Annotated in this window: 21 protein-coding genes, 1 other RNA gene and 1 pseudogene; 16 read left to right on the top strand and 7 right to left on the bottom strand. The window is 63.8% G+C overall.

From position 1 onward, the window contains the following. Nucleotides 1-72: 72 nt before the first annotated feature. Nucleotides 73-1,331 (bottom strand): annotated as a pseudogene (locus tag BACI348_RS21120) (ISL3 family transposase). 273 nt (nt 1,332-1,604) lie between these two features. Then, nucleotides 1,605-3,818: a GH25 family lysozyme gene (locus BACI348_RS13525; RefSeq protein WP_236557555.1), complete on the bottom strand. Its 2,214-nt coding sequence runs from the start codon at nt 3,816-3,818 to the stop codon at nt 1,605-1,607. Nucleotides 3,819-4,500: 682 nt separating this feature from the next. Between BACI348_RS13525 and BACI348_RS13520 the strand changes: the two genes are divergently transcribed. From BACI348_RS13520 to BACI348_RS13455, 14 genes are all read left to right on the top strand, one after another. Then, nucleotides 4,501-5,724 (top strand): TadA family conjugal transfer-associated ATPase, encoded by a 1,224-nt coding sequence (locus BACI348_RS13520; protein ID WP_159826573.1) that lies wholly within the window; start codon nt 4,501-4,503, stop codon nt 5,722-5,724. Beyond that, a complete protein-coding gene (locus tag BACI348_RS13515; protein ID WP_442858500.1) occupies nt 5,721-6,578 on the top strand; it encodes a type II secretion system F family protein in 858 nt (285 codons plus the stop codon). The genes BACI348_RS13520 and BACI348_RS13515 overlap by 4 nt, the downstream gene beginning before the upstream one ends. After that, nucleotides 6,578-7,516, top strand: a complete 939-nt coding sequence (locus BACI348_RS13510) for a type II secretion system F family protein (protein WP_201298428.1) — start codon at nt 6,578-6,580, stop codon at nt 7,514-7,516. Before BACI348_RS13515 ends, BACI348_RS13510 begins: the two co-directional genes overlap by 1 nt. Nucleotides 7,517-7,585: 69 nt before the next feature. Then, complete coding sequence (locus tag BACI348_RS13505) at nt 7,586-7,882, top strand: hypothetical protein (RefSeq protein WP_159830099.1); 297 nt, start codon at nt 7,586-7,588, stop codon at nt 7,880-7,882. A 120-nt stretch (nt 7,883-8,002) separates the two neighbouring features. After that, nucleotides 8,003-8,347 carry a TadE family protein gene (locus BACI348_RS13500; protein WP_442858529.1) on the top strand — a complete coding sequence of 115 codons (345 nt, stop codon included), beginning with the start codon at nt 8,003-8,005 and terminating at the stop codon, nt 8,345-8,347. Nucleotides 8,348-8,447: 100 nt separating this feature from the next. Then, the gene (locus BACI348_RS13495; RefSeq protein WP_159826567.1) at nt 8,448-8,840 is read left to right on the top strand and encodes a hypothetical protein; all 393 of its coding nucleotides are present in this window, start codon (nt 8,448-8,450) and stop codon (nt 8,838-8,840) included. Nucleotides 8,841-8,869: 29 nt separating this feature from the next. Next, complete coding sequence (locus BACI348_RS13490) at nt 8,870-9,283, top strand: pilus assembly protein TadG-related protein (RefSeq protein ID WP_159826565.1); 414 nt, start codon at nt 8,870-8,872, stop codon at nt 9,281-9,283. Nucleotides 9,284-9,363: 80 nt separating this feature from the next. Next, the gene (prfB, locus tag BACI348_RS13485) at nt 9,364-10,479 is read left to right on the top strand and encodes a peptide chain release factor 2 (protein ID WP_050054571.1); all 1,116 of its coding nucleotides are present in this window, start codon (nt 9,364-9,366) and stop codon (nt 10,477-10,479) included. A gap of 181 nt (nt 10,480-10,660) precedes the next feature. Continuing rightward, nucleotides 10,661-11,440 (top strand): cell division ATP-binding protein FtsE, encoded by a 780-nt coding sequence (ftsE, locus tag BACI348_RS13480; RefSeq protein ID WP_159826563.1) that lies wholly within the window; start codon nt 10,661-10,663, stop codon nt 11,438-11,440. Further along, a complete protein-coding gene (ftsX, locus tag BACI348_RS13475) occupies nt 11,437-12,351 on the top strand; it encodes a permease-like cell division protein FtsX (protein ID WP_159826561.1) in 915 nt (304 codons plus the stop codon). Before ftsE ends, ftsX begins: the two co-directional genes overlap by 4 nt. Nucleotides 12,352-12,395: 44 nt before the next feature. Continuing rightward, complete coding sequence (locus tag BACI348_RS13470; RefSeq protein WP_159830097.1) at nt 12,396-13,805, top strand: M23 family metallopeptidase; 1,410 nt, start codon at nt 12,396-12,398, stop codon at nt 13,803-13,805. 84 nt (nt 13,806-13,889) lie between these two features. Then, nucleotides 13,890-14,363 carry an SsrA-binding protein SmpB gene (gene smpB, locus BACI348_RS13465; protein ID WP_043453530.1) on the top strand — a complete coding sequence of 158 codons (474 nt, stop codon included), beginning with the start codon at nt 13,890-13,892 and terminating at the stop codon, nt 14,361-14,363. 77 nt (nt 14,364-14,440) lie between these two features. Beyond that, nucleotides 14,441-14,809, top strand: a transfer-messenger RNA (tmRNA) gene (gene ssrA, locus BACI348_RS13460). Between the two features lie 215 nt (nt 14,810-15,024). Continuing rightward, nucleotides 15,025-16,008, top strand: a complete 984-nt coding sequence (locus BACI348_RS13455) for a S1C family serine protease (RefSeq protein ID WP_159826559.1) — start codon at nt 15,025-15,027, stop codon at nt 16,006-16,008. A 45-nt stretch (nt 16,009-16,053) separates the two neighbouring features. Here BACI348_RS13455 and BACI348_RS13450 read toward each other — a convergent pair whose 3' ends face one another. After that, nucleotides 16,054-16,422, bottom strand: a complete 369-nt coding sequence (locus BACI348_RS13450; RefSeq protein WP_159826557.1) for a hypothetical protein — start codon at nt 16,420-16,422, stop codon at nt 16,054-16,056. Between the two features lie 821 nt (nt 16,423-17,243). Here BACI348_RS13450 and BACI348_RS13445 point away from each other — a divergent pair. Beyond that, nucleotides 17,244-19,031, top strand: a complete 1,788-nt coding sequence (locus BACI348_RS13445) for a hypothetical protein (protein ID WP_236557554.1) — start codon at nt 17,244-17,246, stop codon at nt 19,029-19,031. Nucleotides 19,032-19,227: 196 nt separating this feature from the next. Beyond that, on the top strand, nt 19,228-22,023 hold the full coding sequence (locus BACI348_RS13440; RefSeq protein ID WP_159826555.1) for a S8 family peptidase: 2,796 nt from the start codon (nt 19,228-19,230) through the stop codon (nt 22,021-22,023). 11 nt (nt 22,024-22,034) lie between these two features. On the opposite strand, the gene BACI348_RS13435 is transcribed toward BACI348_RS13440, so the two are convergent. From BACI348_RS13435 to BACI348_RS13420, 4 genes are read right to left on the bottom strand one after another with little or no spacing between them, the layout of a single operon-like run. Then, on the bottom strand, nt 22,035-22,454 hold the full coding sequence (locus tag BACI348_RS13435) for a fluoride efflux transporter FluC (RefSeq protein WP_159826553.1): 420 nt from the start codon (nt 22,452-22,454) through the stop codon (nt 22,035-22,037). Further along, nucleotides 22,451-22,852 (bottom strand): fluoride efflux transporter FluC, encoded by a 402-nt coding sequence (locus BACI348_RS13430; RefSeq protein WP_236557553.1) that lies wholly within the window; start codon nt 22,850-22,852, stop codon nt 22,451-22,453. Before BACI348_RS13430 ends, BACI348_RS13435 begins: the two co-directional genes overlap by 4 nt. A gap of 41 nt (nt 22,853-22,893) precedes the next feature. Then, nucleotides 22,894-23,607 carry a metal-dependent transcriptional regulator gene (locus tag BACI348_RS13425; RefSeq protein WP_159826549.1) on the bottom strand — a complete coding sequence of 238 codons (714 nt, stop codon included), beginning with the start codon at nt 23,605-23,607 and terminating at the stop codon, nt 22,894-22,896. 31 nt (nt 23,608-23,638) lie between these two features. Next, nucleotides 23,639-24,397 (bottom strand): class I SAM-dependent methyltransferase, encoded by a 759-nt coding sequence (locus tag BACI348_RS13420; RefSeq protein WP_159826547.1) that lies wholly within the window; start codon nt 24,395-24,397, stop codon nt 23,639-23,641. Between the last annotated feature and the right edge of the window lie 5 nt (nt 24,398-24,402).

Here is a 24,402-nt window from a genome sequence, read left to right as displayed (position 1 = left end):
TACAGACCAATCCCCCACCCCGTTTTGACGGCTCGTCACGGTTCGTGGTGAATGTTCTGCCGTGATGGGTGTTCATGCCGCTGTTCCGGCGGGACTGCACACCAGGATACGAGTTCTGGTTGCCTGCGTTGGTGAATCCCCGGCCTGTCCGTTTTATGCGCTCGATCGCGGTGTTGTTGGCTTCTACTTTGGTCGTTGTCGCGCCCGTAACGATGAGGACTTCGATTTCTTTCCACCACCTGCAAATGGTGTGCCGGAGCCGGTTAGATTCCGGCTGGGCGGCTTTCTCGACCAGAGCCTGCAGCAGGTCGTTGCCCTGGCTGCGTCGGCGAGAGACACGGTGGCGAGCAGCGACCGGAGCTGCTCTTTCACCAGCCAGGCGGCCTGCAGCGTCCCGGTGGCGTCGTCGGTCGCGAACACGGTGGCCAGCGTGTCCCCGGCCCGCAGGAGCAGCCGCCGGTTGGCCCAGACCCGGTCGATCGGGCGTACCACCGGCCGTGGACTTGCTCTGTGAGGCGTTGACGAACTTCTGTGAGCGTGTCGTTGCCGAGCTTAACCAGGTGGAACGCGTCGACCGGGACTGCGGTGCGCGGGAGTCACATCCGCGACGCCTTGCGGAACGCAGCTGAGGGGTCGATGGCGACGACCTGCACGCCCAGACGCCATTCAAGGGGCCGGGCGAAGAGCCAGTCTCCGAGACCCTCCCTGTCGCGGCCGAGCACTTGTCCGGTGTCCAGATCGACGATGGTGGCCATCCAGGGTTCGGAGGGTTTCCAGGCCTTGGTGGCCGGGTCGCGAAAGAACCGCACCGACCGATAGCGGTGTTGGTCAATGCCCGGCATTCGCGGTTCCAGGGCGCCGACATCCGGCAGCGTCAGCGCCCCTGAGTCCAGGGCCCGCTGGACCAGCCACCACGAGACACCGAACGAGGACGCCGCCTCCGTGGCCGCCCTTCCGGCTCGTATTACGGTGGCCACCAGGGCGTCACGGAGCCGGCGGGTGGACCGGGTCCGCCGCGGGACCTGGGCTGTTTCCTCGGTGAATGTCTGCTGCGGGCACAGGCCCTCGGCGCAGAAGAGCCGCCGCTTGGTCCAGACCACCTCAACCGGGCCGGCGAGAGGTACACCGCGCAGCCGTTGTTGCCGGCGCGAATGCAACCTGCTGCTGATCACTCCGCAGGAGGGGCAGCCCGCCTCTGCGGGTTGAACTGACTCGGAATCCGCCGCTGTCCGGAGGTTGAAAATGGCAGTGGCAGCATCGGCGCGCAGCGAAATAGGCTCGCTCAAGGCTCGTAGCTCCTGACTCTTGATGAATGCGTAGAGAACATCCATCACAGCAGGGCTACGAGCCCTCCAGCTTTCAAGACACGGAACCTGTTCACCATCGACCGTGAAGAGCCGTTTCGAGGGGTGGCGCGCATTCCCGGCGACGTAGTCCCGGGATGCGGCGGCGTTGCTGGTCCGCCCGCGCGGCGACTCCGTTCGCGATGCGGCCAGGCGGATTGTGATCGCATCGGTGCGGCTTCGTGCCCCGTCATAAGTTAACGGCTGCCAGCTAAGGCCGCGGGTTCCCAGCTAGCGTGCCACAGCCTTCGACTACGAGTCCTAAAGAGTTCCGGCCGCCTTTGCGCCCTGGTAGCCGTCGGTGCGCATCCCGTCGCCTGGGTAGAACCATAGCGTTCCGTCTGCGCGGCGGCCGAGGAGGTCGGCTTTACCGTCGTTGTTGTTGTCTCCTACGCCGAGGATTTGGTCGTAGATGGTCCAGCCGGTGCCGATTTGGCGGCCGGTGCGGTATCCGCTGGTTCCGTTGCCGGGGTAGAACCAGATGCTGCCGTTGGGGTGGCGGGCCAACAGGTCCGATATTCCGTCGGAGTCGAAGTCTCCGGTATTGATCAGTTGGTCGAAGATGTGCCAGCCGGTGCCGATTTTCTGTCCGGTCTTGTAGCTGCCGGTGCCGTCGCCGGCGTAGGACCATAGGCCACCATCGGGGTGGCGTGTGACCAGGTCCGGGATGCCGTCTCCGTTCGAGTCGCCGGCGTTGACGATCTGGTCGAAGATATGCCAGCCGGTGCCAATCTGGCGTGCTGGCTGGTAGTTTCCTCCGCCGTCGCCGGCGTAGAACCACAACGTGCCGTCCGACCGGCGCCCTATCAGGTCCTGCTTACCGTCCCTATTTGAATCTCCGACCCCGGTAATCCGGTCATAAATACTCCAGCCCGTCCCGATAGGACGTCCGGTCTGGTAACCGCCATTCCCGGCTCCGGCGTAGAACCACAACGATCCATCCGAGTGACGGGCCACTACGTCCGGCTGTCCGTCGCTGTTTAGATCGCCAACGTTTGTCATGCGGTCGAAGATGTTCCACCCGGTTCCGGCCGCCTTTGCGCCCTGGTAGCCGTCGGTGCGCATCCCGTCGCCTGGGTAGAACCATAGCGTTCCGTCTGCGCGGCGGCCGAGGAGGTCGGCTTTACCGTCGTTGTTGTTGTCTCCTACGCCGAGGATTTGGTCGTAGATGGTCCAGCCGGTGCCGATTTGGCGGCCGGTGCGGTATCCGCTGGTTCCGTTGCCGGGGTAGAACCAGATGCTGCCGTTGGGGTGGCGGGCCAACAGGTCCGATATTCCGTCGGAGTCGAAGTCTCCGGTATTGATCAGTTGGTCGAAGATGTGCCAGCCGGTGCCGATTTTCTGTCCGGTCTTGTAGCTGCCGGTGCCGTCGCCGGCGTAGGACCATAGGCCACCATCGGGGTGGCGTGTGACCAGGTCCGGGATGCCGTCTCCGTTCGAGTCGCCGGCGTTGACGATCTGGTCGAAGATATGCCAGCCGGTGCCAATCTGGCGTGCTGGCTGGTAGTTTCCTCCGCCGTCGCCGGCGTAGAACCACAACGTGCCGTCCGACCGGCGCCCTATCAGGTCCTGCTTACCGTCCCTATTTGAATCTCCGACCCCGGTAATCCGGTCATAAATACTCCAGCCCGTCCCGATAGGACGTCCGGTCTGGTAACCGCCATTCCCGGCTCCGGCGTAGAACCACAACGATCCATCCGATCGATGCGCCACTAGATCCGGTTTCCCGTCGCTGTTGGAGTCTCCTACCGCGGTAACTTTGAATGAAGTGGAAAGCGCCGGAGGCTGAACTGGGACACCGCTTGAGGCAAATGTCTTCAGTTGGTTGTAGTCCCCGTTCCAGACATTTGAGTCGCCAGCGAATGGGCCCGTGCTGCTGTACTGCCAGATGCTGTAGCTGCTCCAGCTTGAAGTGGGAACCGGACCAGCATTATTTGTTGCGGAACTGGGGTAGGCCGCGATCCAGAGGGGGTAGTCACCGAATCCTGCGGGATTACCGAGGCACTGGTTCCACCAGCTTGTGTTGGTGTATATGACCGGAAGCCTTCCGGTCAGAGCCCGCATTGTGTTTCCGAAGTCCCGCACCCATGACTGGAGCTGCGCGGGTGACATGTCGTAGCAGGTATTGCCGAAGTAGAAGCCGTTGATGGTCCGGCCCTCGTAGGGGTTGAACTCAAAGTCCAGCACCGGAGGCATGGTGTAGCCGTCCGCGGACCAGCCTCCGCCGTTCTGGACAAAGTACCTGGCTTGATCGGCTCCAGAGGACCAGTTGGGAATAGCAAAGTGGTAAGCACCCCGGATCATCCCTACGCTCCGGGACCCCTGGTACTGCGAACTGTAAGAGGGGTTCGTGTAGTAATTGCCTTCCGTAGCTTTCACGTATGCGAACCGCGCGCCCATGTTCCACTGTTGCTGCCAGTCGACGCTGGGCTGGTGACCGCTGACGTCCAGTCCCTGAATGCCGAAGGTGGGCATCCATGTACCTTCGGTGGATAGTGACTCCGTGCTAAGCCTCTTGACTGCACTGGCGGGCGAAGACGCGGTGACGCGGGCGGACCGCTGTCCCATTTCAGCTCCGCCCACCCCGACGGCGTCCGCCATCGACTGTGTAGCCTCGGGGGAGGGGTGGGCAGTTCGCGTCTCCCCAGGGGCCGTTGCTTCCGGTGTTAAGGGACCCGACGGAACGGCGGGAGAAGGTGCCGCCGTCTCCGGCGTGCTAGTTAACGACGGGGAGGCTGTCGGCGTGGGAGATGGTTCAACGGCGGTCGCAACACCCGCCAGACCTGGACCCGCTACCAGGGAGGCAGCCAGGAGTGCTATCCCCACGGACTTCAGTACGGGGCGACGTGACTGAGACAGGTTCCGCTTCATGTTTGCTCCGGAAACAATGCGGCGCTCCGGCGAGCGCTCATTTTGGTTGCTGCTCAGGGTGTGTCCCCTAAGGAAGACACCCGACAGGTGGTAACTGACAATTAACGCGCCCACCATAGCATTGCTGTTACCAACGTAACCAGTGGTACTTGTGTTACTGGTGTGATAGAGGTAGGCGACTGTTATCAACAGGCTTGCGGAATGACTTGTCGCCGTGTTGTACCCTCCCTAGGCTTGACCCAGTTGCACTGCCTCCGCCGGGGGCGGCAGTTGTATTGGGGAACGCATGGACGCGCTGGGAATTGTCGAGGACGAAGTCCGCGAACTGATCCGTCGGAGGGGACTGGATCCGCTGCATCAGGCAGGAGAGGTCCGCCGCCTCGTTGAAGCCGCAGTGACCGACTACGACGAACGTGCCCTCATGGGGCCGCTGCCTCCCATTGGTCCCTTGGACGCCGCCCGGAAGTTCCTCTTCGACGCGGTCGCCGGCTTCGGTGTGCTGCAACCGCTTCTGGATGATCCGACTATTGAAGAAGTCTGGATCAACGCGCCGAACGAAATCTACGTCGCCCGGAACGGTGAATCGGAGCTAACCTCGCTGAGCCTCACCGGGCAGCAAGTTCGTGACCTGGTGGAGCGGATGCTCAAGAGCTCCGGCCGCCGCTTGGACATGTCTTCTCCTTTTGTTGATGCTGCCCTGCCTGACGGGTCCCGGCTGCATGTGGTCATACCCGACGTGACGCGGCGGCACTGGGCAGTCAACATCAGGAAGTTCGTGGTCAAAGCGAGCAGGCTTGAACACTTGGTTGAGCTTGGCACCCTGACGCCCCAGTCCGCCCGGTTTCTGGGCGCTGCCGTTTCCAGCGGGCTCAACATCCTCGTTTCCGGAGCGACCCAGGCAGGCAAAACAACCATGCTTAACTGCCTGGCAGCCAGCATCGGGAGCCGGGAACGTGTCATCACCGTGGAAGAGATCTTCGAGCTGCAGTTTCCCCTGCGGGACGTTGTGGGCTTGCAGTGCCGCCAGCCAAACCTCGAGGGCGAGGGTGAAATCCCGCTCCGTCGGCTCGTCAAGGAAGCGCTCCGAATGCGACCCGACCGACTGGTAGTCGGCGAAGTCCGGGAAGCGGAAAGCCTGGATATGTTAATCGCCTTGAATTCAGGGCTTCCCGGGATGTGCAGCGTCCACGCCAATTCAGCACATGACGCCGTGACCAAAATATGCACGCTGCCGCTGCTGGCAGGCGAGAATATATCCTCTGCCTTCGTTGTGCCCACCGTCGCGTCCTGCATTGACCTGGTGGTCCACTGCAGCCGCCGGGCGGACGGACGCCGGGAAGTGACCGAAATTCTGTCGCTGGGCCGGCGTGTGGAGAACGGCATTATAGAATCATCGCCGGTGTTCGCCATGACGGACGGCGTACTGCAGCCACGGGCCAGCTCCATGCCCGCACAGGAGAAATTCGCCAGGGCAGGCTATGACGTTGCCGCACTCCTGGATCCGCGATGATGTCGGCCCTTCTTGGAATAACCGCCGGCATTGGCTTTTTCCTGATCTGGTGGTCCTTCTGGGAGTCACCACAACGGGCAGTTCCCAAAGAAAGGGCCAGCCGTGTCGCGGACCTGCTTGCAGCGGCCGGCATCGAGAAAGTTTCCGCGGGCGGTCTGGTCGGCACGTGTATCGGCCTGGGACTTTTTGTTGCTCTTGTTTTCTTCGCCGTAACCCGCACTTGGCCGATCTCTTTCTGCTTCGGACTTTTCGGCGCCTGGCTGCCCATCACTGTCCTGCGCTGGAGGGCAAAGAGAAGGAGCGCCTTGCTGCGGACCCTTTGGCCCGACGTCGTAGACCATCTGCGGTCAGGCATCCGGGCAGGGTTGCCCCTGCCGGAGGCCCTCATACAACTGGGCGACAAAGGACCCGAGGAACTGCGGCACGTATTCCGTGATTTCGGTGCGGATTACCGGGCGGGCGGGCAGTTCGATGCATCGCTCAACCAGCTCAAGCACCGACTTGCTGACCCCGTTGCAGACCGGATCGTTGAAGCCCTTCGCCTCACCAGGGAAGTGGGCGGCTCGGACCTTGGCAAGCTCCTTGGAACACTGGCCGAGTTTCTGCGCGAAAACGCCCGCACACGCAGCGAACTGGAAGCACGGCAGTCGTGGACCATCAACGCGGCAAGGCTTGCCGTCGCCGCACCGTGGATCGTGATGATGCTGCTGGCCACCAGGCCGGAGGCCGTGCAGGCCTACAACACCCCGATAGGCGCGGGCGTCCTCCTTGGCGGCCTGGTGGTTTCCTTGGTCTGCTATTCAATCATGCTTCGAATCGGCGCCCTGCCGCAGGATGAGAGGGTGCTCCGGTGATGGAAATTTCAGCTCCCGCCGCCGTCTGCGGAGTGCTGCTGGGCATCGGACTGTGGCTGATCATTTTCCGTTCGCCCTTGATGCGTGCCGTTACGCTCTCCCAACGCATTGAACCGCAGCTCAAGTCCCAAAATCTCGAGTCCCGGTTGCTCCGGGCAGGCGAGCAGTACGTCACACCATTCGGTCCTCTGGAGCGGATTCTTAGCCCCCTGCTGAGGGACGGCCTTGCTGCTCTAGGCAGGCTGAACCCGGTCTCGAAAGCTACGGTCCGAAGGCTGGCGCAGGCGGGAATCAGTAAGTCGCCGGTCGATTTTCGGGCAGAACAGCTGATGTGGGCAGCCGCCGGATTCGCTCTTTCGACCACCTTCGTTGTTGTGGGTGCCGCCTCCGGGAGGTTCAACCCGTTGCTGGCAGCCGCGGCCGTGTTGGGGTGCGCCGTCGGCGGCTTTATGTTCCGCGACTACTGGCTCGGCGTCCAGATCAAGCGCAGGGAGTCGAGGATGATGGCTGAATTCCCGAGCCTTGCCGAACTGATGGCCCTCGCCGTCAGCGCCGGGGAGAGCGCCACGGGCGCCCTGGACAGGGTCTGCCGCAGCGCCAAAGGCGAGCTCACGAAGGAATTCTCGAAGGTTCTTGCGGAAACCAGGGCCGGTAAACCACTGGTTCAGGCGCTGCAGGAGTTCTCGGCGCGCACGGACCTGGCACCCTTAGTCCGGTTTGTGGACGGCATCGTGGTGGCTGTTGAGCGCGGCACACCGCTGGCGGATGTGCTCCGTGCGCAGGCACAGGACGTACGCGATACGGCCAAGCGGGATCTGATGGAGGCAGCGGGAAAGAAAGAAATCGCCATGATGGTGCCGCTCGTATTTGGCGTGCTGCCACTGACCGTGGTCTTTGCAGTCTTTCCGGGCATCGCCGCGATCAACCTGGGTTTCTGAGCGCAAGAGCAAAAAGGCATACAGATCAGTGCTGCAATACAGCGCAGGGATAGGAATAGGACGGAAATGATTGAGAAAATGGGGATTCGCTGCACGGTGCTGTTCCTTTCACTGGGGGCAGTGTTCCTTTCCGGGACGAAGACCGGGAGGCGCGGGAGACTCGGGCAGGAGAGGAACCGAAGCGGGAAACCAGCTGGCAGCCCTTCGAGGAGGGCTGGGTACCTTGATAATCCCGAGAGGGGGGACGTTCCTGGCTGGGTCATGATCACTCTCATGTCCGCAGTGTTGGTTGCCGCATTGCTGGCGCTCGCAGGCCCCGCGCTGGAAGCCATGTTCAACCAGGCGATGGACAAGGTCGGAAGCTAGCCGATGACGCCGTCCACCAGCGGCGGGAACACCTGCCGCTTTCTGGACAGCAAGCGGCAGAGCCCGCTCAAGTTTGAACGTGAAGCCGGGGTCGAACCCGTCGAGCGGGGTTCCGCTGTGGTGGACTTCGTCCTCGTGGGCAGCCTGCTCACCTTGTTTTTCCTCGCGATCATCCAGTTGACACTGGTCTTGCACATTCGGAATACGTTGATTGATGCCGCGGCTTCGGGAGCCCGCTATGGAACCCTCGCCGACCGAGGGGCAGCTGACGCAGAGGAACGCACGCGAAGCCTGATTCAAAAAGCGTTGAACCCGGGGTTCGCCGAACATGTCAGCACCAGCGAGGTGAACTACCAAGGACTGCGGACACTGGAGGTTACTGTCCGGGCGCCCATGCCGGTGATTGGGCTTATCGGACCCAGGGACCTGCTGGAGGTGAAGGGCCATGCAGCGGTGCAGCCCTAAGCCGGTGCACGGCAGATTCCGTGCCCGATTCAGCGAAGCTTTGGGCCGCTGTCCTGAGAGTCGGCGGCGGCACGGCCACCACCACGAACGGGGGAGTGCCGTGGTTGAGTTCACGTTCCTGGCATTGCTGCTGATGGTTCCGCTGGTGTACTTCATCATCACCGTAAGCCAAATCCAGGCCGGCTCCTTCGCGGTGGTGGGCGCTGCGGACCAGGCGGCCAAGGTCTACATAGCCCAGCCTGATGCGGTCGCCGCGCAGGCTGCCGCTGAACAGGCTGTGACAATAGCGCTGGCGGACTTTGGCCATTCGGCACAAGGAGCCCGCGTGGCAACAACATGCAGTCCGGCAGATTGCCAGGCGGCCGGAAGCACGGTCACAGTGACGGTGCGCCTCACCGTGCCGCTTCCGTTCCTGCCCTTCAACGACGACTTCCGGCTCAACGCCAGCGAGGTAGAGGCCTCATCCACCCAAATCGTGGGTCGGTTCCGGTGAGGACACTCCGGAGAGGCGAAGACGGCCAGATGATGGTGATGATCCTGGGTTACGTCGTGTTGGCCTTACTGGTCACCACAGTGGTCATCGGCATCTCCTCGGTGTACCTCGAACACAAGCGGCTGCTGTCCCTGGCCGACGGTGCATCCCTCGCCGCCGCGGACAGCTACAGCCTTGGCGAAGTGGCAACGCAGGGCGGCACCCCTTCCGCGGTCCTCAACCCCGCCAGGGTCAGGAACGTGGCAGCAGACTTCGTGTCCCGGACCCCGGCGTCGCAGCGCTTTGACGGCCTCTCCATCGCAGGGGCGACGGGCACGCCTGACGGTTCCACCGCCGTCGTGGTCCTCACGGCGGTTGTGCACCCTCCGGTGGTGAACTTCGTGATGCCCGGCGGGATAACCATCGAGGCGACGTCCACGGCACGCTCCCGCCTCACCCGGTAGCGGGCCAGGAGCGCGCCAAGGTCGAAGCGGAAACGCCAGGGGCAAGCCCCTTCCTGCGGATAGCGTAGGCTTAAACAACCATGGCCAATATTGATTTTTCCGCTGAAATCCGCGCCCTTCGCGCCACCTACGACTCCATTGAAAGAGTCTCCGACGTAGAAACGCTGAAGGAAGACATCGCTGAACTCAGTGAGCGTGCGGGCGAACCGGACCTTTGGGACGACCCAGCGGCGGCCCAGAAAATCACCTCCCGGCTGTCCCACCGGCAGTCCGAACTGGAACGCCTCAACAGGCTTGTTTCCAGGATCGATGACCTCGAAGTCCTGGTGGAGCTGGGACAGGATGAGGACGACGCCGATTCCATGGCAGATGCGGCGGCCGAACTCGAGTCGATCAAGAAGGCCCTGAAAGAACTCGAAGTCGTCACCCTCCTGTCCGGTGAGTACGACGAGCGCGAGGCGGTGGTCTCCATCCGCGCAGGAGCCGGCGGCGTAGACGCGGCCGACTTCGCCGAAATGCTGATGCGGATGTACCTCCGCTGGGCCGAACGCCACGGATACCCCACCACCGTGATGGACACGTCCTACGCCGAGGAAGCGGGCCTCAAATCGGCAACTTTCGAAGTCAAGGCACCCTACGCCTTCGGGACGCTCAGCGTTGAAGCCGGAACCCACCGGCTCGTCCGGATCAGCCCCTTCGACAACCAGGGCCGGCGCCAGACGTCCTTCGCCGCCGTCGAAGTCATCCCGCTCATCGAGCAGACCGACTCCATCGAGATCCCGGACAACGAGATCCGCGTGGACGTGTTCCGTTCCTCCGGGCCCGGCGGACAGTCCGTCAACACCACTGACTCCGCCGTCCGCCTGACGCACATTCCCACCGGGACCGTGGTCTCCATGCAGAACGAAAAATCTCAGCTGCAGAACCGCGCCGCCGCCATGCGCGTTCTGCAGTCAAGGCTCCTGCTCCTCAAGAAAGAGCAGGAAGACGCCGAAAAGAAGGCCCTCGCCGGAGACGTCAAGGCATCATGGGGTGACCAGATGCGGTCCTACGTCCTCAACCCTTACCAAATGGTCAAGGACCTGCGGACCGAGCACGAAGTGGGCAACACCGCTGCTGTCTTCGACGGCGAAATCGATGACTTCATCGACGCCGGTATCCGCTGGCGCACCGACAACCGCAACGCAGAGAAGTAGCACGCGGCAGCTGCAAGAGAAGCAGCAGCCGGCGACACGCCCCTGGAAAGCCGCCTGATTCCCAGGTTCGCCTGCGTATAGTCGAGGGGCCGGGGCCCTACTTCCCCCAAACGAAACCCGCGCGCCGGCTGCAGAACTGGGCTGCACAGAATCAGCTATGCCCTGCAGGGTACTTAGGGCCATGATCCGATTCGAAAATGTCACCAAGGTCTACGACCAGAAGGCCCGGCCTGCGCTGGACTCCGTCAACCTTGAGATTGACCGTGGCGAATTCGCCTTCCTCGTTGGCGCCTCGGGCTCCGGCAAGTCCACCTTCCTCCGGCTCGTCCTGAAGGAAGACCGGGCAACCTCCGGCGCGGTCTACGTCGCCGGCCAGAACGTCGCCAAGATTTCCAGCTGGCGCGTGCCGCGGCTCCGTAGGGGGATCGGCGTCGTCTTCCAGGACTTCCGGCTGCTGCCCCAGAAAAACGTCTTCGCCAACGTAGCTTTCGCCATGCAGGTCATCGGCAAGAGCCGCAGCGTCATCCGGGATACCGTTCCCGAGGTCCTGAAAACAGTAGGCCTGGAGGGCAAAGAGCACCGCATGCCGCACGAGCTCTCCGGCGGTGAGCAGCAGCGCGTCGCCATCGCCCGCGCTGTGGTCAACAGGCCAGGAATCCTCCTCGCCGACGAGCCCACCGGAAACCTGGACCCCACTACCTCGATGGGCATCATGGGCGTCCTGGACAAAATCAACCAGAACGGCACCACCGTTGTGATGGCCACACATGACGACGACATCGTAAACGAGATGCGCAAACGCGTGGTGGAGCTCAAGAACGGCGTCGTCATCCGCGATGAGGCCAAGGCTCTGTACACCTCCATGATCCCCGTGGTGGGCCAGTCGCGCAGGCTCAAGGACGCCAGCGGCCGGGACACTCCCGACGCCGGGCAGTCCGGCGAAGGCGAGGGACAGCGATGAGGCTCGCGTTCATCCTCAGTGAAATCGGCAGCGGCCTGCGCCGCAATGTCTCGATGGTGGTTTCGGTCATCCTGGTCACCTTCGTCTCGCTCACCTTCGTGGGCGCGGCCGGCATGCTGCAGATGCAGATCAACCAGATGAAGGGCTACTGGTACGACAAAGTCCAGGTGGCCATCTTCCTTTGCAGTGAAGGGTCGACGGCGGCCGGTTGCGCCAGCGGGCCCGTCACCGCCGAGCAGCAGGAAAGCCTCAACTCCCTCCTTGAGTCACCGGCCGTGGCCCAGTACATCAACAACTTCCAGTACGAGTCCAAGGATGAGGCCTACAAGCACTTCAAGGAGCAGTTCTCGAATTCGCCCATCGTGGACTCCGTGACGCCGGACCAGTTGCCGGCCTCCTTCCGCATCAATATGAAGGATCCGGAAAAATACCAGATCATCAGCGAGACCTTCGCCTCCCAGCCGGGCGTGGAAACCGTCATTGACCAGCGCCAGCTCCTCGAGCGGCTGTTCTCGGTCATGAACGGCGCGTCCCTGGTGGCGGTCAGCATCGCCGGTGTGATGATCGTCTGTGCCATCCTGCTGATAGCCACCACCATCCGGCTCTCGGCCTTCAGCCGCCGCCGTGAGACGGGCATCATGCGCTTGGTGGGCGCCTCCAAGACAGTTATCCAGCTGCCGTTCATCCTTGAGGGCGTCATCGCGGCCGTTGTTGGCGCCGCGCTGGCCTCCGCCACACTGTGGGCCGTTGCGCACTTCTTCCTGGGCCAGTACATGTCACAGCAATACCCGGACACGGCCTTCATCTCCGCAGGCCAGACACTGATCCTGGCGCCGGTTTTGATAATCCTTGGCGGATCCTTGGCGGGAATTTCGTCTCTCTTGACCTTGCGCCGATACCTTCGCGTCTAGGTATGCAAACCGAACAAGGAATGCCCATGAACTTAACGGAACACATGTTCCCGCACAGCGGACACACCAGCCTGCGGAAGACACCGCGCCGTGCCGGCCTGGTGAGCGCTGTGCTCGCTGTTGTCCTCGCCGCAGGCCTCGCATCCTCCACCCCGGTGGCTTTCGCTGATGAGCTCGAAGACAAGCAGAAGGCGCTCGAAGCGGAGGCGGCCAGGGTCCAGCAGTCACTGGAATTCGTTGATTCCCGCATTGCCAAGGCCGCAGGCGACCTGGTCATTTACCAGGGCCAGCTGCCGGGCGCCCAGCAGTCCCTGCTGGAAGCCCAGGGCCGCGTGGCAGGAGCCGTCAAGGAAGTTGAGGCGCTGTCCGCGCGGGTGGACATGGCCCAGCAGAACAAGGCCAAAATTACCCAGCAGCTTGAAACAGACAAGCAAAAGATCGCCGACACCAAGAAGCTGATCGGCCAGATCGCCACCCAGGCCTACAAGTCGGGTGGCGTTCCCTCCAACCTGTCCCTGTTCTTTGGCTCGAACAACGGCGGAAGCCTGACCGAAACCATGGACCTGGCCGACCAGGCCATGCGCAGCCAGAACGCCGCCATGGACAAGCTGTCCCAGCAGAACGCCACCAACGTGAACTCCGAGGCACGCCTCCAGGCAGTTGAAGCCGAGATCAAGGACCTGAAGGCCAAGGCTGACGCCGCCCTGGAGCGGGAGAAGGCAGCCCGGGATGAAGCCGCAGCGAAGAAGGACGAAGTGGACCGGCTGATCGCCGACACCACCCGCCTGGACGCCGAACTGCAGGCCGCCAAGCCCGGCATCCAGTCACAGCTTGCCAGCGTCCAGGCCAGCCAGAACGCGGTGGCGGCGGAGCTCGAAGAACGCGACCGGAAGCTGCGCGAAGCGTGGGAAGCCGAGCAGCGCCGGCTGGCCGCAGAAGCAGCTGCAGCGGCTGCCGCTGCAGCAGCAGCGAAGGGCCAAGCACCCCCACCGGCCCAGCCGTTCGTGCCGCCCGTCGGTTCGCCGTCGGCCTTTGGACTACGCCACCCCTTCGCGTCCAGCGTTCCCATCACGTCCGGCTTCGGCTGGCGTGCAACGCCGCCCGGAACCATCGACTTCTACGGCCAGGGAGGCTACCTGCACACCGGCATCGACTTCGGCGCGGCGTGCGGCACGCCCGTGTACGCGGCGGCAGCAGGCGAGGTCTTCAGCTCCGGCTGGAACTCGGCCGACGGCGGCGGCTGGCGGGTGAAGATCTCGCACGGCCTGGTGCAGGGCAATACGCTGAACACCATCTACTACCACAACTCGAGCATTGTGGTGTCGAACGGCCAGCGCGTCTCGCAGGGGCAGCTGATTGCCTATTCAGGCAACACCGGCAATTCCACCGGCTGCCACGCCCACTTTGAAACCTGGCTGAACGGCAACGCCGTGGATCCGATGGGGCTGCTGTAGGGCTCATAAGCCTGCCGTACACTGGTATGACTCCGCGCCGGCTGGCCCGGAGGACATCCGATTCTTGAACTGAGGAGCTTTCCCTTGCCGAAAGAAAGTGGCCGTAAAGTGGTGGCCACCAACCGCAAGGCCCGGCACGACTACCACGTGCTGGACACCTACGAGGCTGGAATCGCGCTGATGGGAACCGAAGTGAAGTCCCTGCGCGAGGGGCATGCCTCCATGGTGGACGGATTCTGCACCTTCTACAACGACGAGCTGTGGATGGAAGCCATCCACATTCCCGAGTACAACCAGGGCAGCTGGACCAACCACGCCGCGCGCCGCCGCCGGAAGCTCCTGCTGCACCGCGAGGAGCTCATTAAGATCTCCCGCAAAGTCCAGGAAGCCGGCTACACCATAGTGCCGCTGCAGCTCTACTTCGTGGACGGCAGGGCCAAGGTGGAAATTGCCGTTGCCCGCGGTAAGCGCGAATACGACAAGCGCCAGACCCTCCGCGAACAGCAGGACAACCGCGAAGCGCAGCGCGAAATGCGGGAGCGCAACCGCCGCCGCTAGGGTGGAATGAATCCCGTCCATGATGCGTTATGATAGGTAGTCCGGCGGGCTTGCCTGCCGGTTTGGTAACAAAATATGGGGATGATCGGTTTCGACGATGTTAGTCGCGACAGGTGAAGCGGGCCGAGGATGCAGAATTATCTCGTAAACGCTTTCTGCAAACCAATAAGTGCCGAATCTAAGCGCACTGACTTCGCTCTTGCTGCCTAAGCAGTAAGACAGTCCGTCAGCCCGAGGTTGCTATTGCCCCGGATCCTGGCGTCATTTAGATAGCCACTGCTGTTCACTCCCGTCACCGGAGTGAATGGGACTTTTAGGTGACTGGGCCCGGATCAGCCAGCTGTTTGCAGCATGGCTGGGGCCGAGAAAGTCCGACGCAAACTGCGCCCGGAGAAGCCCTGACAACACGACATCGGACGGGGGTTCAATTCCCCCCATCTCCACATTTGCGATGAGTTCATCCCTCTCGGATGGACTCATCGGAACAGCACCCCGGTCTTCGGACCGGGGTGCTTTTCTTTGCCCTGCGGGCGCTGTTACGTAGCGGCGGCGTCCGTTCACCGACGGCGTAGCGCGCGGGGGACTAGGAGCCCGCCGCGGATCGTTGTCTCCGGTAGGACCCGGAACAAAGCCGGGATCCGGCAACGCCAGGAGGTGCCCCATGAACCAGGGGAGCGAGCCAGTTTCGCAGGCGTCCGACGTCGACGCCCTGGACTCGTATTCAGAGACCGTCATGCGGGTGGCCGCCACCGTCACGCCCCACGTGGCTGCCCTGGAGATGTCGGCCAGCCGCCGCAACGGACGCGTCCGGGTAGGCGCAGGTTCCGCGGTGCTCTTCACGGAGGACGGCTACCTACTGACGAATTCCCACGTGGTGGCCGGCACCGACCGCGGCCACGCGGTGTTCGCCGACGGCAGCCGGATGGACCTGGAACTGGTGGGCGCCGACCCACTGTCGGACCTCGCCGTAGTCCACGGGCGGCCGCCCAGGATCCCGCCGGCGCAATTTGGAAACGCCGAGTCCCTGCGTGTAGGCCAGCTGGTGGTGGCCGTGGGTAATCCGCTGGGCCTGGCCGGGTCAGTGACGGCAGGGGTAGTCAGTGGTCTGGGGCGCGCCATCCCGGTGTGGTCCGGCGGCAACCGGCGCGTCATTGAGGACGTCATTCAGACCGACGCCGCTCTCAATCCCGGAAACTCCGGGGGAGCGCTGGCCGACACGCACAGCCGGATCGTGGGAATCAACACCGCGGTGGCAGGAGCCGGACTGGGCCTGGCCATCCCCATCAACGTCACCACCCAGCGGATCATCTCGGCGCTGCTGGCGGACGGACGCGTACGCAGGGCCTACCTGGGCCTGGTCAGCACACCCACCCGGCTCAGCCCCAGCGCCGTGATCAGGACCGGTCAACACGACGCCCTGCGGGTGGTGGAGGTGCTGGCCGGCTCACCGGCGGACAAGGCGGGCCTGACAGCCGGTGACATCCTCCTCGCGGCGGGCGGCCGGCCCGTCAGTGACGCCGAAAGCCTGCAACGGCTGCTGTTCTCTGACGCCATCGGCGAACGGCTCGAGCTCGCCGTGCTGCGGGACGGGAAGGAAATGCATCTCGTCGCGCTGCCTGAAGAGATGACCAGCAACGGAAAGTAGCCAGCCCCGTTCGGCCCGAGCAGCAAAGGACTGAAGCAGCCGGACCTAGTCCTGGCCTGCCACGTCCGCGATGCCTACGAAACGTGTGCCGACGCCGTCAAACTCGCTGCGGACGTACCCCTGGCGCAGCGGGGGTACATCGGCAGGGTTGTGGTGCGCGCAGACGACGTACGTGAATTCCGGCCACCACTTCTTGGGGCGCGCCGCTTCCTCATAACCGCAGACGGCGCACTCCAGGTGTACCCAGACCGGGCGTTTGCCGGTGCGGTTGGCGCGGGACTGGACAAGCCATGGCGGGGGGTTGTCCAGGATCTTCCCCAGCTCGGCCTCGGTCATCCACTTGGGAAGGCCATGGCGCTGGGCCATTTCCATGGGTACATCAAGGGCAATGGCCGCATCGCGTCTGCTAATCATCACCATCCACGATACGGGAGGCCGCCAAATTGCAGACCTCATGAGCCTCTGCAGCAACGTGCAAAACCTGATCTTCCATGGAAGGCCAATGGGCCTGGGATGATAGCGAGGTCCACAACCGGGCTACCCGTAACAGTAATGCTGCGCCGCGGCCTCGGCGTTCCGACTGTACCCGGGGGATTCCCGCCCGAGCTGGGCGGTGTCAGTCTGACGGCGGGGAAAGGGAAGCCGCTCGGGTCATCATCCCGCGCGACCCCGGGACATGCCGGCCGAACGCGTCGAACCTGGATCTCAACACCGGGCAGAGCAGATTGTGTTGAACGTCTGCGTTCCGGGCGGCGCAGTCGGTGGGACCGCCGAATAAATCCTCAGGTTCAACCATATGCTCGCCGGCGTCGCACAAAACTTCCGACCGCCACCTTTGCACGGTACGGCGACTCCTGACGGTTCCTGTGAATTCCTAGGGACGGCCTGATTGACAAGTTTGGGCTAAATAAGTTGATCTTTCTCATATCTTGGTAATACCTCGTGAATATTTCCTCACCTAGAGGCGCGGCCGATCTTTTAGCGGACTGAATGACGAGTATTTCCCAAGGTGCGCAGCCTAGCTTGTGCCCTAAGCGTACAGCCGTACGCCAGGACTCAGGATCAGTGAGGTTGTCATGAATGGGCAATTGTACGAATCGTCAGACGCGCGATATCGGGTGACCAAGCAAGGCAAAGCTGGAATTGTCGCAACGGTCGCTACGGTACTCTGCACCACTTCTCTTTTGGCCATCCCCGCCGCCAGCGCGGCTGTCCCGTCGTTCCCGGACAACCTGGTGGTTTTCCCCGACCGGGACTTCGTTACGGTTGAGGGCTACCAGGACAGGATCGGCCAGACAGCCACCGTGGAAGTCAGGCGCCCCGGAGGCGGGATAGTAGGCTCTGCCCAGAGCGTCGTCGCGGCGGGTGATGTGGCTTTTGAAGTCAACCACCCGGGCGGAGTCTGTTGGGGTGCAGGGACAGGCCTCAACGTCACTCCGGACATTAGGCCCGGCGACGTGGTGTCTATCAGGTTCGGCCCGACCGAGGTCGGGGCCACCACTGTACAGGACGCTTACGTCAATGCGGACTCCGTGCTGGACGGCACCACCGTGACTGTGAGGGGATATGTAGCGGCGGGCGTGAACAAAAACCAGATGGAACAACGCATTGTGGAACCTGCCTTGAAGGACACCGGCGTGGGGCGGCGTGACGTTCGTGCAGTCCCCGGACCGCTGACGGTCGACGCGGGTTACCGATCCGGCCTTGAGTTCGATGTTGATGGCCCGAACACCTTCACCGCTACCTACATTTTTGACGAACCAAATGCCGCCAGACTTGCCGCCGAGGCTGTTGGCGCGAGTGCCTTGGCCTGGGAGGCGCAGGATGCCAACGACAACCGGCAGGGCTTGACCATCGCCGAGTTCCGCGAGGTAGGCGGCCCCGGGATGGGCGGCTGCCCGCCGCGTGGGGAAGTAGCGACAGTGCCGGGTTCGCTAATGCCGGTGACACCGTTCCGGGCTTTGGATACACGCGACAGCACAGCCGTCGGGGCGGACTCAAGTGTTTCGTTTCAAGTCGCCGGCGTGAACGGGTTGCCTGCGGAAGTGTCCGCCGTCGTCTTCAACCTGACGGTGGCAGAGGCAAAGTCGCATGGGTTCGTCACGGCCTATGCATCCGGAACTGACAAGCCAGATGCGTCCAACCTGAACTTTGGTGCCGGTCAGATAGTTGCGAATGCTGTAACGGTGCCTGTCGGTGCCGACGGGAAGGTCACGCTGTTCAATAGGTCCGCCGGGACCACGCACCTGCTGGCGGACGTCTCGGGGTACTACCTGCAAGGGACGCCGACAGCTGCGGGTGCGTTTGCGGCCGTGGCGCCCACAAGGTTCCTGGATACGCGGAGCAGTAAGGCCGTCAGTCCCGATTCGACGACTACTTTCCAGGTGGCAGGGGCAAATGGTTTGCCAGCCAGCGTGTCAGCCGTTGTGTTAAACCTGACAGTTGCGGAGGCACAATCCTTCGGATTCGTCTCGGCCTACCCAACCGGTATGGACCGGCCCAATGCGTCAACCGTGAACTTCAGTGCTGGGCAGATCATCCCTAACTCCGCAACTGTGCCGGTAGGTGCTGATGGGACGGTGACTCTGTTCAATCGGTCTTCCGGCAACACGCATTTGGTGGTGGATGTGTCGGGTTACTACCTGCCCGGCACTCCGACTGCGGCGGGAACGTTTCAGGCGGTAACGCCAAAGAGGTTTCTTAACACGCGGGATACTACCGCGGCAGGAAAGGATTCAACAGTGTCCTTCCAGGTGGGAGGGGCCAACGGGATTCCCGTTAATGCTGCGGCAGTTGTATTCAACCTGACGGTGGCACAAGCGAATTCCTTCGGGTACATAACCGCCCACGCCACCGGGACGAGCCGACCCGCAGTTTCGAACCTGAACTTCGGCGCTGGTCAGATCGTGCCTAACTCGGTCACCGTTCCCGTAGGAACAGACGGTCGCGTCAGCCTCTTCAACAGGTCCACAGAATCCACCCACTTATTGGCAGACGTCTCCGGTTACTTCCTCCCGAACTGACCAGGGGTGGCCGGGCAGGCACCCTGCTGGCCCAGTCGCACTGCGGGTTTTCCCAACGACACAGCACCTATCCTCCTGACCCTCGCTTGCGACGGCCGTTTCTGGCTAGAATCAAGCGGGGGTCAGCTGGTGATTCCCGGCTGCCTGTACCGAGTCCCGCTGTTGCTTGGTGCCCGTTCCCGAGGATTCCCTGCTCATGCCCAACAGAATACCGCGCTCATCGAAGCTCCCGGTCTTGGGATTGACCCTGTCCGCCATCCTTGCCAGCGTCGTAATGGCAGTCCCGGCACACGCAGATGCCAACCTTGAGGTCCGGAAGGCCAGCCCCCGCACCGGGACCGCGCAGGCCACCGCCACGGACCAGTTCATCGTGGGACTCAAGACCCGGCCGGGCATCGCGTCCGAGGCTGCTGCAACAGCGGAGGCTGCAAGGACAGCTGCGGCCGGACTGGGCGTAGCCGCCCAGCGCGTCCGCGGCACGGCTACCGGCGCGCAGGTGGTCAGGACCAGCAAGGCTCTTCCCGCCGCTGAGGCCGAAACTTTCCTGGCTGCCCTCCGAGCCAACCCGCAGGTGGAGTACGCCGAGCCGGATGTAATCATGCACACTCAGGCCGCGGAGCCGAACGACCCCGGCTACGCGGTGCAGTGGGGACTCTGGGAAGAACCCGCCGGCGTCCGCATTCCCGGCGCCTGGGACGTCAACCGCGGGGAGGGTGCCGTGGTGGCTGTGGTGGACACCGGCATCACCAGCCACTACGAGCTGAACGGGAAGGTGTTGCCCGGCTACGACATGATGTCCGACGCCGTGTGGAGCCGTGACGGCGGCGGGCGGGACGCCAACCCGCAGGACGAAGGCGACTGGACTACCGCCGGCCAGTGCGACCCGGGCACGCCCGAAAGCATCTCCTCCTGGCATGGAACCCACGTTGCGGGCATCATCGCGGCGACTGCCAACAACAATGACGGCATCTCCGGCGTCGCGCCCGAAGCTAAAATCCTGCCGATCCGGGCCATTGGCGCCTGTGGCGGCTATTCCTCGGACATCGCGGACTCGATCGTCTGGGCGGCAGGGGGGCAGGTGGCCGGCGTCCCCGCCAACCCCAATCGTGCCAACGTGATCAACCTCAGCCTCGGCGGCCTCGCGCCCTGCTCGGCGACCCAGCAAGCTGCCATTAACTTCGCACACAACGCCGGTTCCGCAGTGGTGGTGGCTGCCGGGAACTCAACCCGCCCCGCAGCGGACGTGAGTCCGGCGAACTGCCAGAACGTGATCACCGTGGCGGCAGCCGGCCGCAACGGTGGCCGCGCTCCGTACTCGAACTACGGAGCGGCCGTGGATGTCACCGCACCCGGCGGTGACCTGTCCGGCGACGACTACCGCGCCGGGATCCTGTCCACGTCCAACTTCGGCAGTACCACGCCCGAAACCGAAGCGTACGAGTACCTGCAGGGGACCTCCATGGCGGCCCCGCACGTGGCCGGCATTGCCGCCCTCATGATGTCCGAGATCGGCGGCACTTACACCCCGGCCGCCGTCGAGCAGCGCCTCAAGGCGACTGCGCGTCCCACGGCCATCGCATGCACGGAAGGATGCGGGGCCGGGCTGGTGGACGCAACGAAGGCACTGAACTTCTCTGACGCGGACCTGCCCGCCAATACTGTCAGGCCCGCTGCAGTGACGTTCAGCGACAAGGACGGCACAGCACAGGACACGTTCACCGTTCCCACCTCCCAGGGGGTGGAATACCTGGCCGGCGGGACGGTGGTGCCCGCCGGAGTGCGCCCTGGCGCGGGCACCGTGACGGTCTCCGCGCGGGCGCTGCCCGGCTACATCCTGGTGGCCGGGGCTGCCTCGCAGTGGTCAAAGACCTACACTGCCACCTACGCCCCGGTCCCGGGTTCGCTGATTCCAGTCACCCCTTTCCGCGCCCTGGATACCCGGAACAGTTCGGCGGTGGCGCCGGATTCAACGGTCTCCTTCCAAGTGGCCGGGCAGGGAGGGGTTCCCGCGAAGGTATCTTCTGTCGTCTTCAACATGACGGTGGCCGAGGCCCAGTCTTTCGGCTTCGTGACCGCCTACGCCTCCGGCGCTGCCCGTCCGGATGCCTCCAACATGAACTTCAGTTCGGGCCAGATCGTGGCGAACGCCGTCACCGTTCCCGTCGGCGCCGACGGCAAAGTTACTCTGTTCAACCGCTCGGCAGGGGCCACGCATCTGCTGGCGGACGTCTCCGGGTACTATCTTCCGGGAATTCCGACGGCGGCCGGCGCCTTTCAGCCCATCGCCCCTTCGCGGTTCCTGGACACCAGGAGCGGCGCTCCCGTCGCTTCCGACTCGTCGATTTCCTTCCAGGTGGCAGGGGTGGACGGGGTGCCGGGGAGTGTTTCCGCGGTGGTTCTGAACCTGACCGTGGCCGAGGCAAAGTCCTTCGGTTTCATCACTGCCCATGCCTCGGGGACGGACCGTCCGAACGCCTCCAACGTCAACTTCGGCCCCGGGCAGATCATCCCCAACTCCGTGACTGTTCCTGTAGGCAAGGACGGCAGGGTGACCCTGTTCAACCGGTCTTCCGGGACAACGCACCTGCTAGCCGACGTCTCGGGCTACTACATGCCCGGGACGCCCCTAGCAGGTGGCACGTTCCAACCGATCGCGCCCACGCGCTTCCTTGATACTCGGGCCGGCTATCCTGTGCGGGCGGACAACAGCACTGCCATCCAGATGACAGGGGAGCACGGAATTCCTGCCGGAGCATCGGCCGTAGTGTTCAACCTGACGGTAGCCGAGGCGAACTCCTTTGGTTTCGTCACCGCCTATCCCATGGGACCGGCCATGCCCAACGCCTCGAACATCAACTTCAGCGCGGGCCAGATCGTGCCCAACTCGGTGACTGTCCCTATCGGCTCATTCGGCAAAGTGATTCTCTTCAACCGCTCCTCGGCCGCGAACCACTATGTGGCGGATGTCTCGGGCTACTTCCTTCCGGGCTAACACCAGCAGCCTCAGGAAGCCACCGCGAGGCCCGCCGCGGCCGCGCCAAAACCAAGGACCAGGTTGCCGGCCAGGTTCAGCGCCGCTGATCCGAACCGTGCCTCACTGAGCAGGCGCACCGTTGCAGTGGTCCAGGAACTGAAGGTGGTGAGCCCGCCGGCCAGCCCGGCAGCAAGAGCCGTTTGCCATTCCGGAGCCAGCCCTAGCCGAAGGGTCAAGGCGTGGGCGGCGCCAATGATGAAGCACCCCGCAACGTTCACCACCAGCGTGGCCCAGGGCCAGTGCAGCCGTTCCCCGGGTCCGGTGCCCGGGGAACCCGCGGCAGGCTGGATAGAACGGACGGATGTGTGCTGCGCGAACCAGCTGTCCACGGCAAAACGCAGCAGCGCGCCGGCAACGCCGAAGACGCCCACCAGGGCGGCAGCCATCATGGCCGGCCCCCGGAGGACCTTCCATTGCGCCCGTCCAACCTGGCGGCAACGACCTTCCCGGACCGCCACCCCGCGCCGGCAGCAGCAAGCCCCAGCAGCAGTGACAGCACCAAGTACAAAACCCAAACAAAGTGTTCACCTGCGCGCGCCAGCTGGTCCACTGCAAACACCACCGCGGAGAACGTGGTGAAGGATCCCAGCAGGCCCGGCCCGAGCCCGGCGCGGAGCCAGAACGCGGTCTGCGGCCGGGCCATCCAGACCGTGGTCAGCAACGCCAGGACAAAGCTGCCGCCCACGTTAATCCACAGTGTGGCCCACGGTACGGACCCCGGCAGTTCCGGAAATGCCAGTCCCAGCCCGTACCGCAATTCAGTGCCAACGAGGCCTCCGACAGCCACGGCAAACCAGGCCCGGGCCGCAGGAAGTCCCGCGGGCAATGTCAGCTGTCCCCGAGCAGGCAACCGGGGTGGGGGTGGTCGCTCTGCACCCACAGGGCGGAGGTAATCTCATCGGCCAGGTCGTAGTCCCGGGTCCTGCCCGAGTTCCGGATCCGCACCACCAGGGCCCCGCCGAACGGCTTGCGGCCCACCACCTCCACCTCGGCGTCGAGGTCGATCTCTTCAGCAGAGAGGTAGCGCAGCAGGTCCGGGTTCTCGTCGCTGATGCGGGTAATCCGGCCGGTGTGCCCCTGGTCCAGCTCGCCCATCCGGTGGGCGCTCGGCATCAGGACTTTGCCGTCTGCAGTGGGGATGGGGTCCCCGTGGGGGTCCCGCTGCGGGTCCCCGAGTTGGGCGGCGACGCGCTCGATGAACGTGTCCGAGACGGCATGCTCCAGCAGTTCCGCTTCGTCGTGCACCTCGTCCCAGCTGTAGCCCAGCTGCTGGACAAGGTAGGTCTCGATCAGGCGGTGGCGGCGCACCATGGAAAGGGCCAGCCGGACGCCCTGGTCCGTGAGCGTGATGGCGCTGTAAGGCTTGTGGTCCACCAGGCCCTGGTCCTTCAGCTTCCGGACCATTTCGGACACCGATGAATTGGCCACGCCCAGGCGCTGGGCGAGCTGGGAGGACGTGATGGGCTTGTCCTGCCATTCCGTGAACGAGTAGATGACCTTGACGTAATCCTCAATGGAGGAGGAGGGCGCGCTGGTCTTCACAGCATCAAGCGTACCCGTTGACCGCCATCCGTTATGTTTTGGTGGCCCGCCAGGCCAGCGTGAGATAAGGCAGCTCCAACACTTCCTCCGTGGCGTGGCCCAGGTGGTCGTGCAGATACCAGTCGAGGTTGGCCAGCACCTTCGCGCGGGTGGCTTCACCGGCCCGCAGGTAATAGCTCCGCGACTTCGTCAGCTCCACGAGATCAGTGGTGGTCACGCGGTCCTGCCAGTGCGTCACATGGCCTTCGAGGTCGCGGAACTCCGGCCCCACCTGAGGCCGGAAACCTGGCTTGTACACATCTCCGGCGTGCATGATCCGTGAAAGCCGATGGACCCAGGGAACCGAGGTGTCCAGCTGGTTCCATACCAGCCCCAGCGTTCCGTGCGGGCGCAGGACCCGCGCCAGTTCGGTGCTCGCCGTGGGGGCATCGCACCAATGCCAGGCCTGGGCAACGCTGACGACGTCGAACGCCGCCGCGGGCAGGCCGGTCGCCTCGGCGGTGGCCTGGACAGCCGTGGCGGCGGGACAGTGCGCGCGTAACTGTTCGAGCATGTCCCCGGAGGGGTCCACAGCGGTGACGCTCAACCCCATGCCGAGCAGGAGTTCGGTGAACTTGCCGGTGCCGGCACCGGCATCCAGTGCATCACGGGCCCCTGCGGGCACCAGCCATTGGGCTGATTCTGCCGGGTAGCCCGGCCGGACCTGCTGGTAGTGCTCGCCGCCATCCTGGAAGCTCTGGCCGAGCTCCCGGCGCCGTCCGTGATCCAGTTTGGGGCCACCCCGTACCACGTGTG

This window comes from Arthrobacter sp. 9AX (genome assembly GCF_902506095.1).
Taxonomy (GTDB): domain Bacteria; phylum Actinomycetota; class Actinomycetes; order Actinomycetales; family Micrococcaceae; genus Arthrobacter.
The sequence above is the reverse complement of the archived record's forward strand: the minus strand, read 5'-3'. Positions and strand labels throughout refer to the sequence as shown.

What these genes read in the sequence shown, in the direction of transcription:
- BACI348_RS13510 (WP_201298428.1), top strand. Translation starts at nt 6,578, where the DNA reads ATGGAAATTTCAGCTCCCGCCGCCGTCTGCGGAGTGCTGCTGGGCATC.
- ftsE (WP_159826563.1), top strand. Translation starts at nt 10,661, where the DNA reads ATGATCCGATTCGAAAATGTCACCAAGGTCTACGACCAGAAGGCCCGG.
- BACI348_RS13455 (WP_159826559.1), top strand. Translation starts at nt 15,025, where the DNA reads ATGAACCAGGGGAGCGAGCCAGTTTCGCAGGCGTCCGACGTCGACGCC.
- BACI348_RS13520 (WP_159826573.1), top strand. Translation starts at nt 4,501, where the DNA reads ATGGACGCGCTGGGAATTGTCGAGGACGAAGTCCGCGAACTGATCCGT.
- BACI348_RS13525 (WP_236557555.1), bottom strand. Translation starts at nt 3,818, where the DNA reads ATGCCCACCTTCGGCATTCAGGGACTGGACGTCAGCGGTCACCAGCCC.
- BACI348_RS13490 (WP_159826565.1), top strand. Translation starts at nt 8,870, where the DNA reads ATGATGGTGATGATCCTGGGTTACGTCGTGTTGGCCTTACTGGTCACC.
- BACI348_RS13435 (WP_159826553.1), bottom strand. Translation starts at nt 22,454, where the DNA reads ATGATGGCTGCCGCCCTGGTGGGCGTCTTCGGCGTTGCCGGCGCGCTG.
- BACI348_RS13450 (WP_159826557.1), bottom strand. Translation starts at nt 16,422, where the DNA reads ATGATTAGCAGACGCGATGCGGCCATTGCCCTTGATGTACCCATGGAA.
- ftsX (WP_159826561.1), top strand. Translation starts at nt 11,437, where the DNA reads ATGAGGCTCGCGTTCATCCTCAGTGAAATCGGCAGCGGCCTGCGCCGC.
- prfB (WP_050054571.1), top strand. Translation starts at nt 9,364, where the DNA reads ATGGCCAATATTGATTTTTCCGCTGAAATCCGCGCCCTTCGCGCCACC.
- BACI348_RS13470 (WP_159830097.1), top strand. Translation starts at nt 12,396, where the DNA reads ATGTTCCCGCACAGCGGACACACCAGCCTGCGGAAGACACCGCGCCGT.
- BACI348_RS13515 (WP_442858500.1), top strand. Translation starts at nt 5,721, where the DNA reads ATGATGTCGGCCCTTCTTGGAATAACCGCCGGCATTGGCTTTTTCCTG.
- BACI348_RS13440 (WP_159826555.1), top strand. Translation starts at nt 19,228, where the DNA reads ATGCCCAACAGAATACCGCGCTCATCGAAGCTCCCGGTCTTGGGATTG.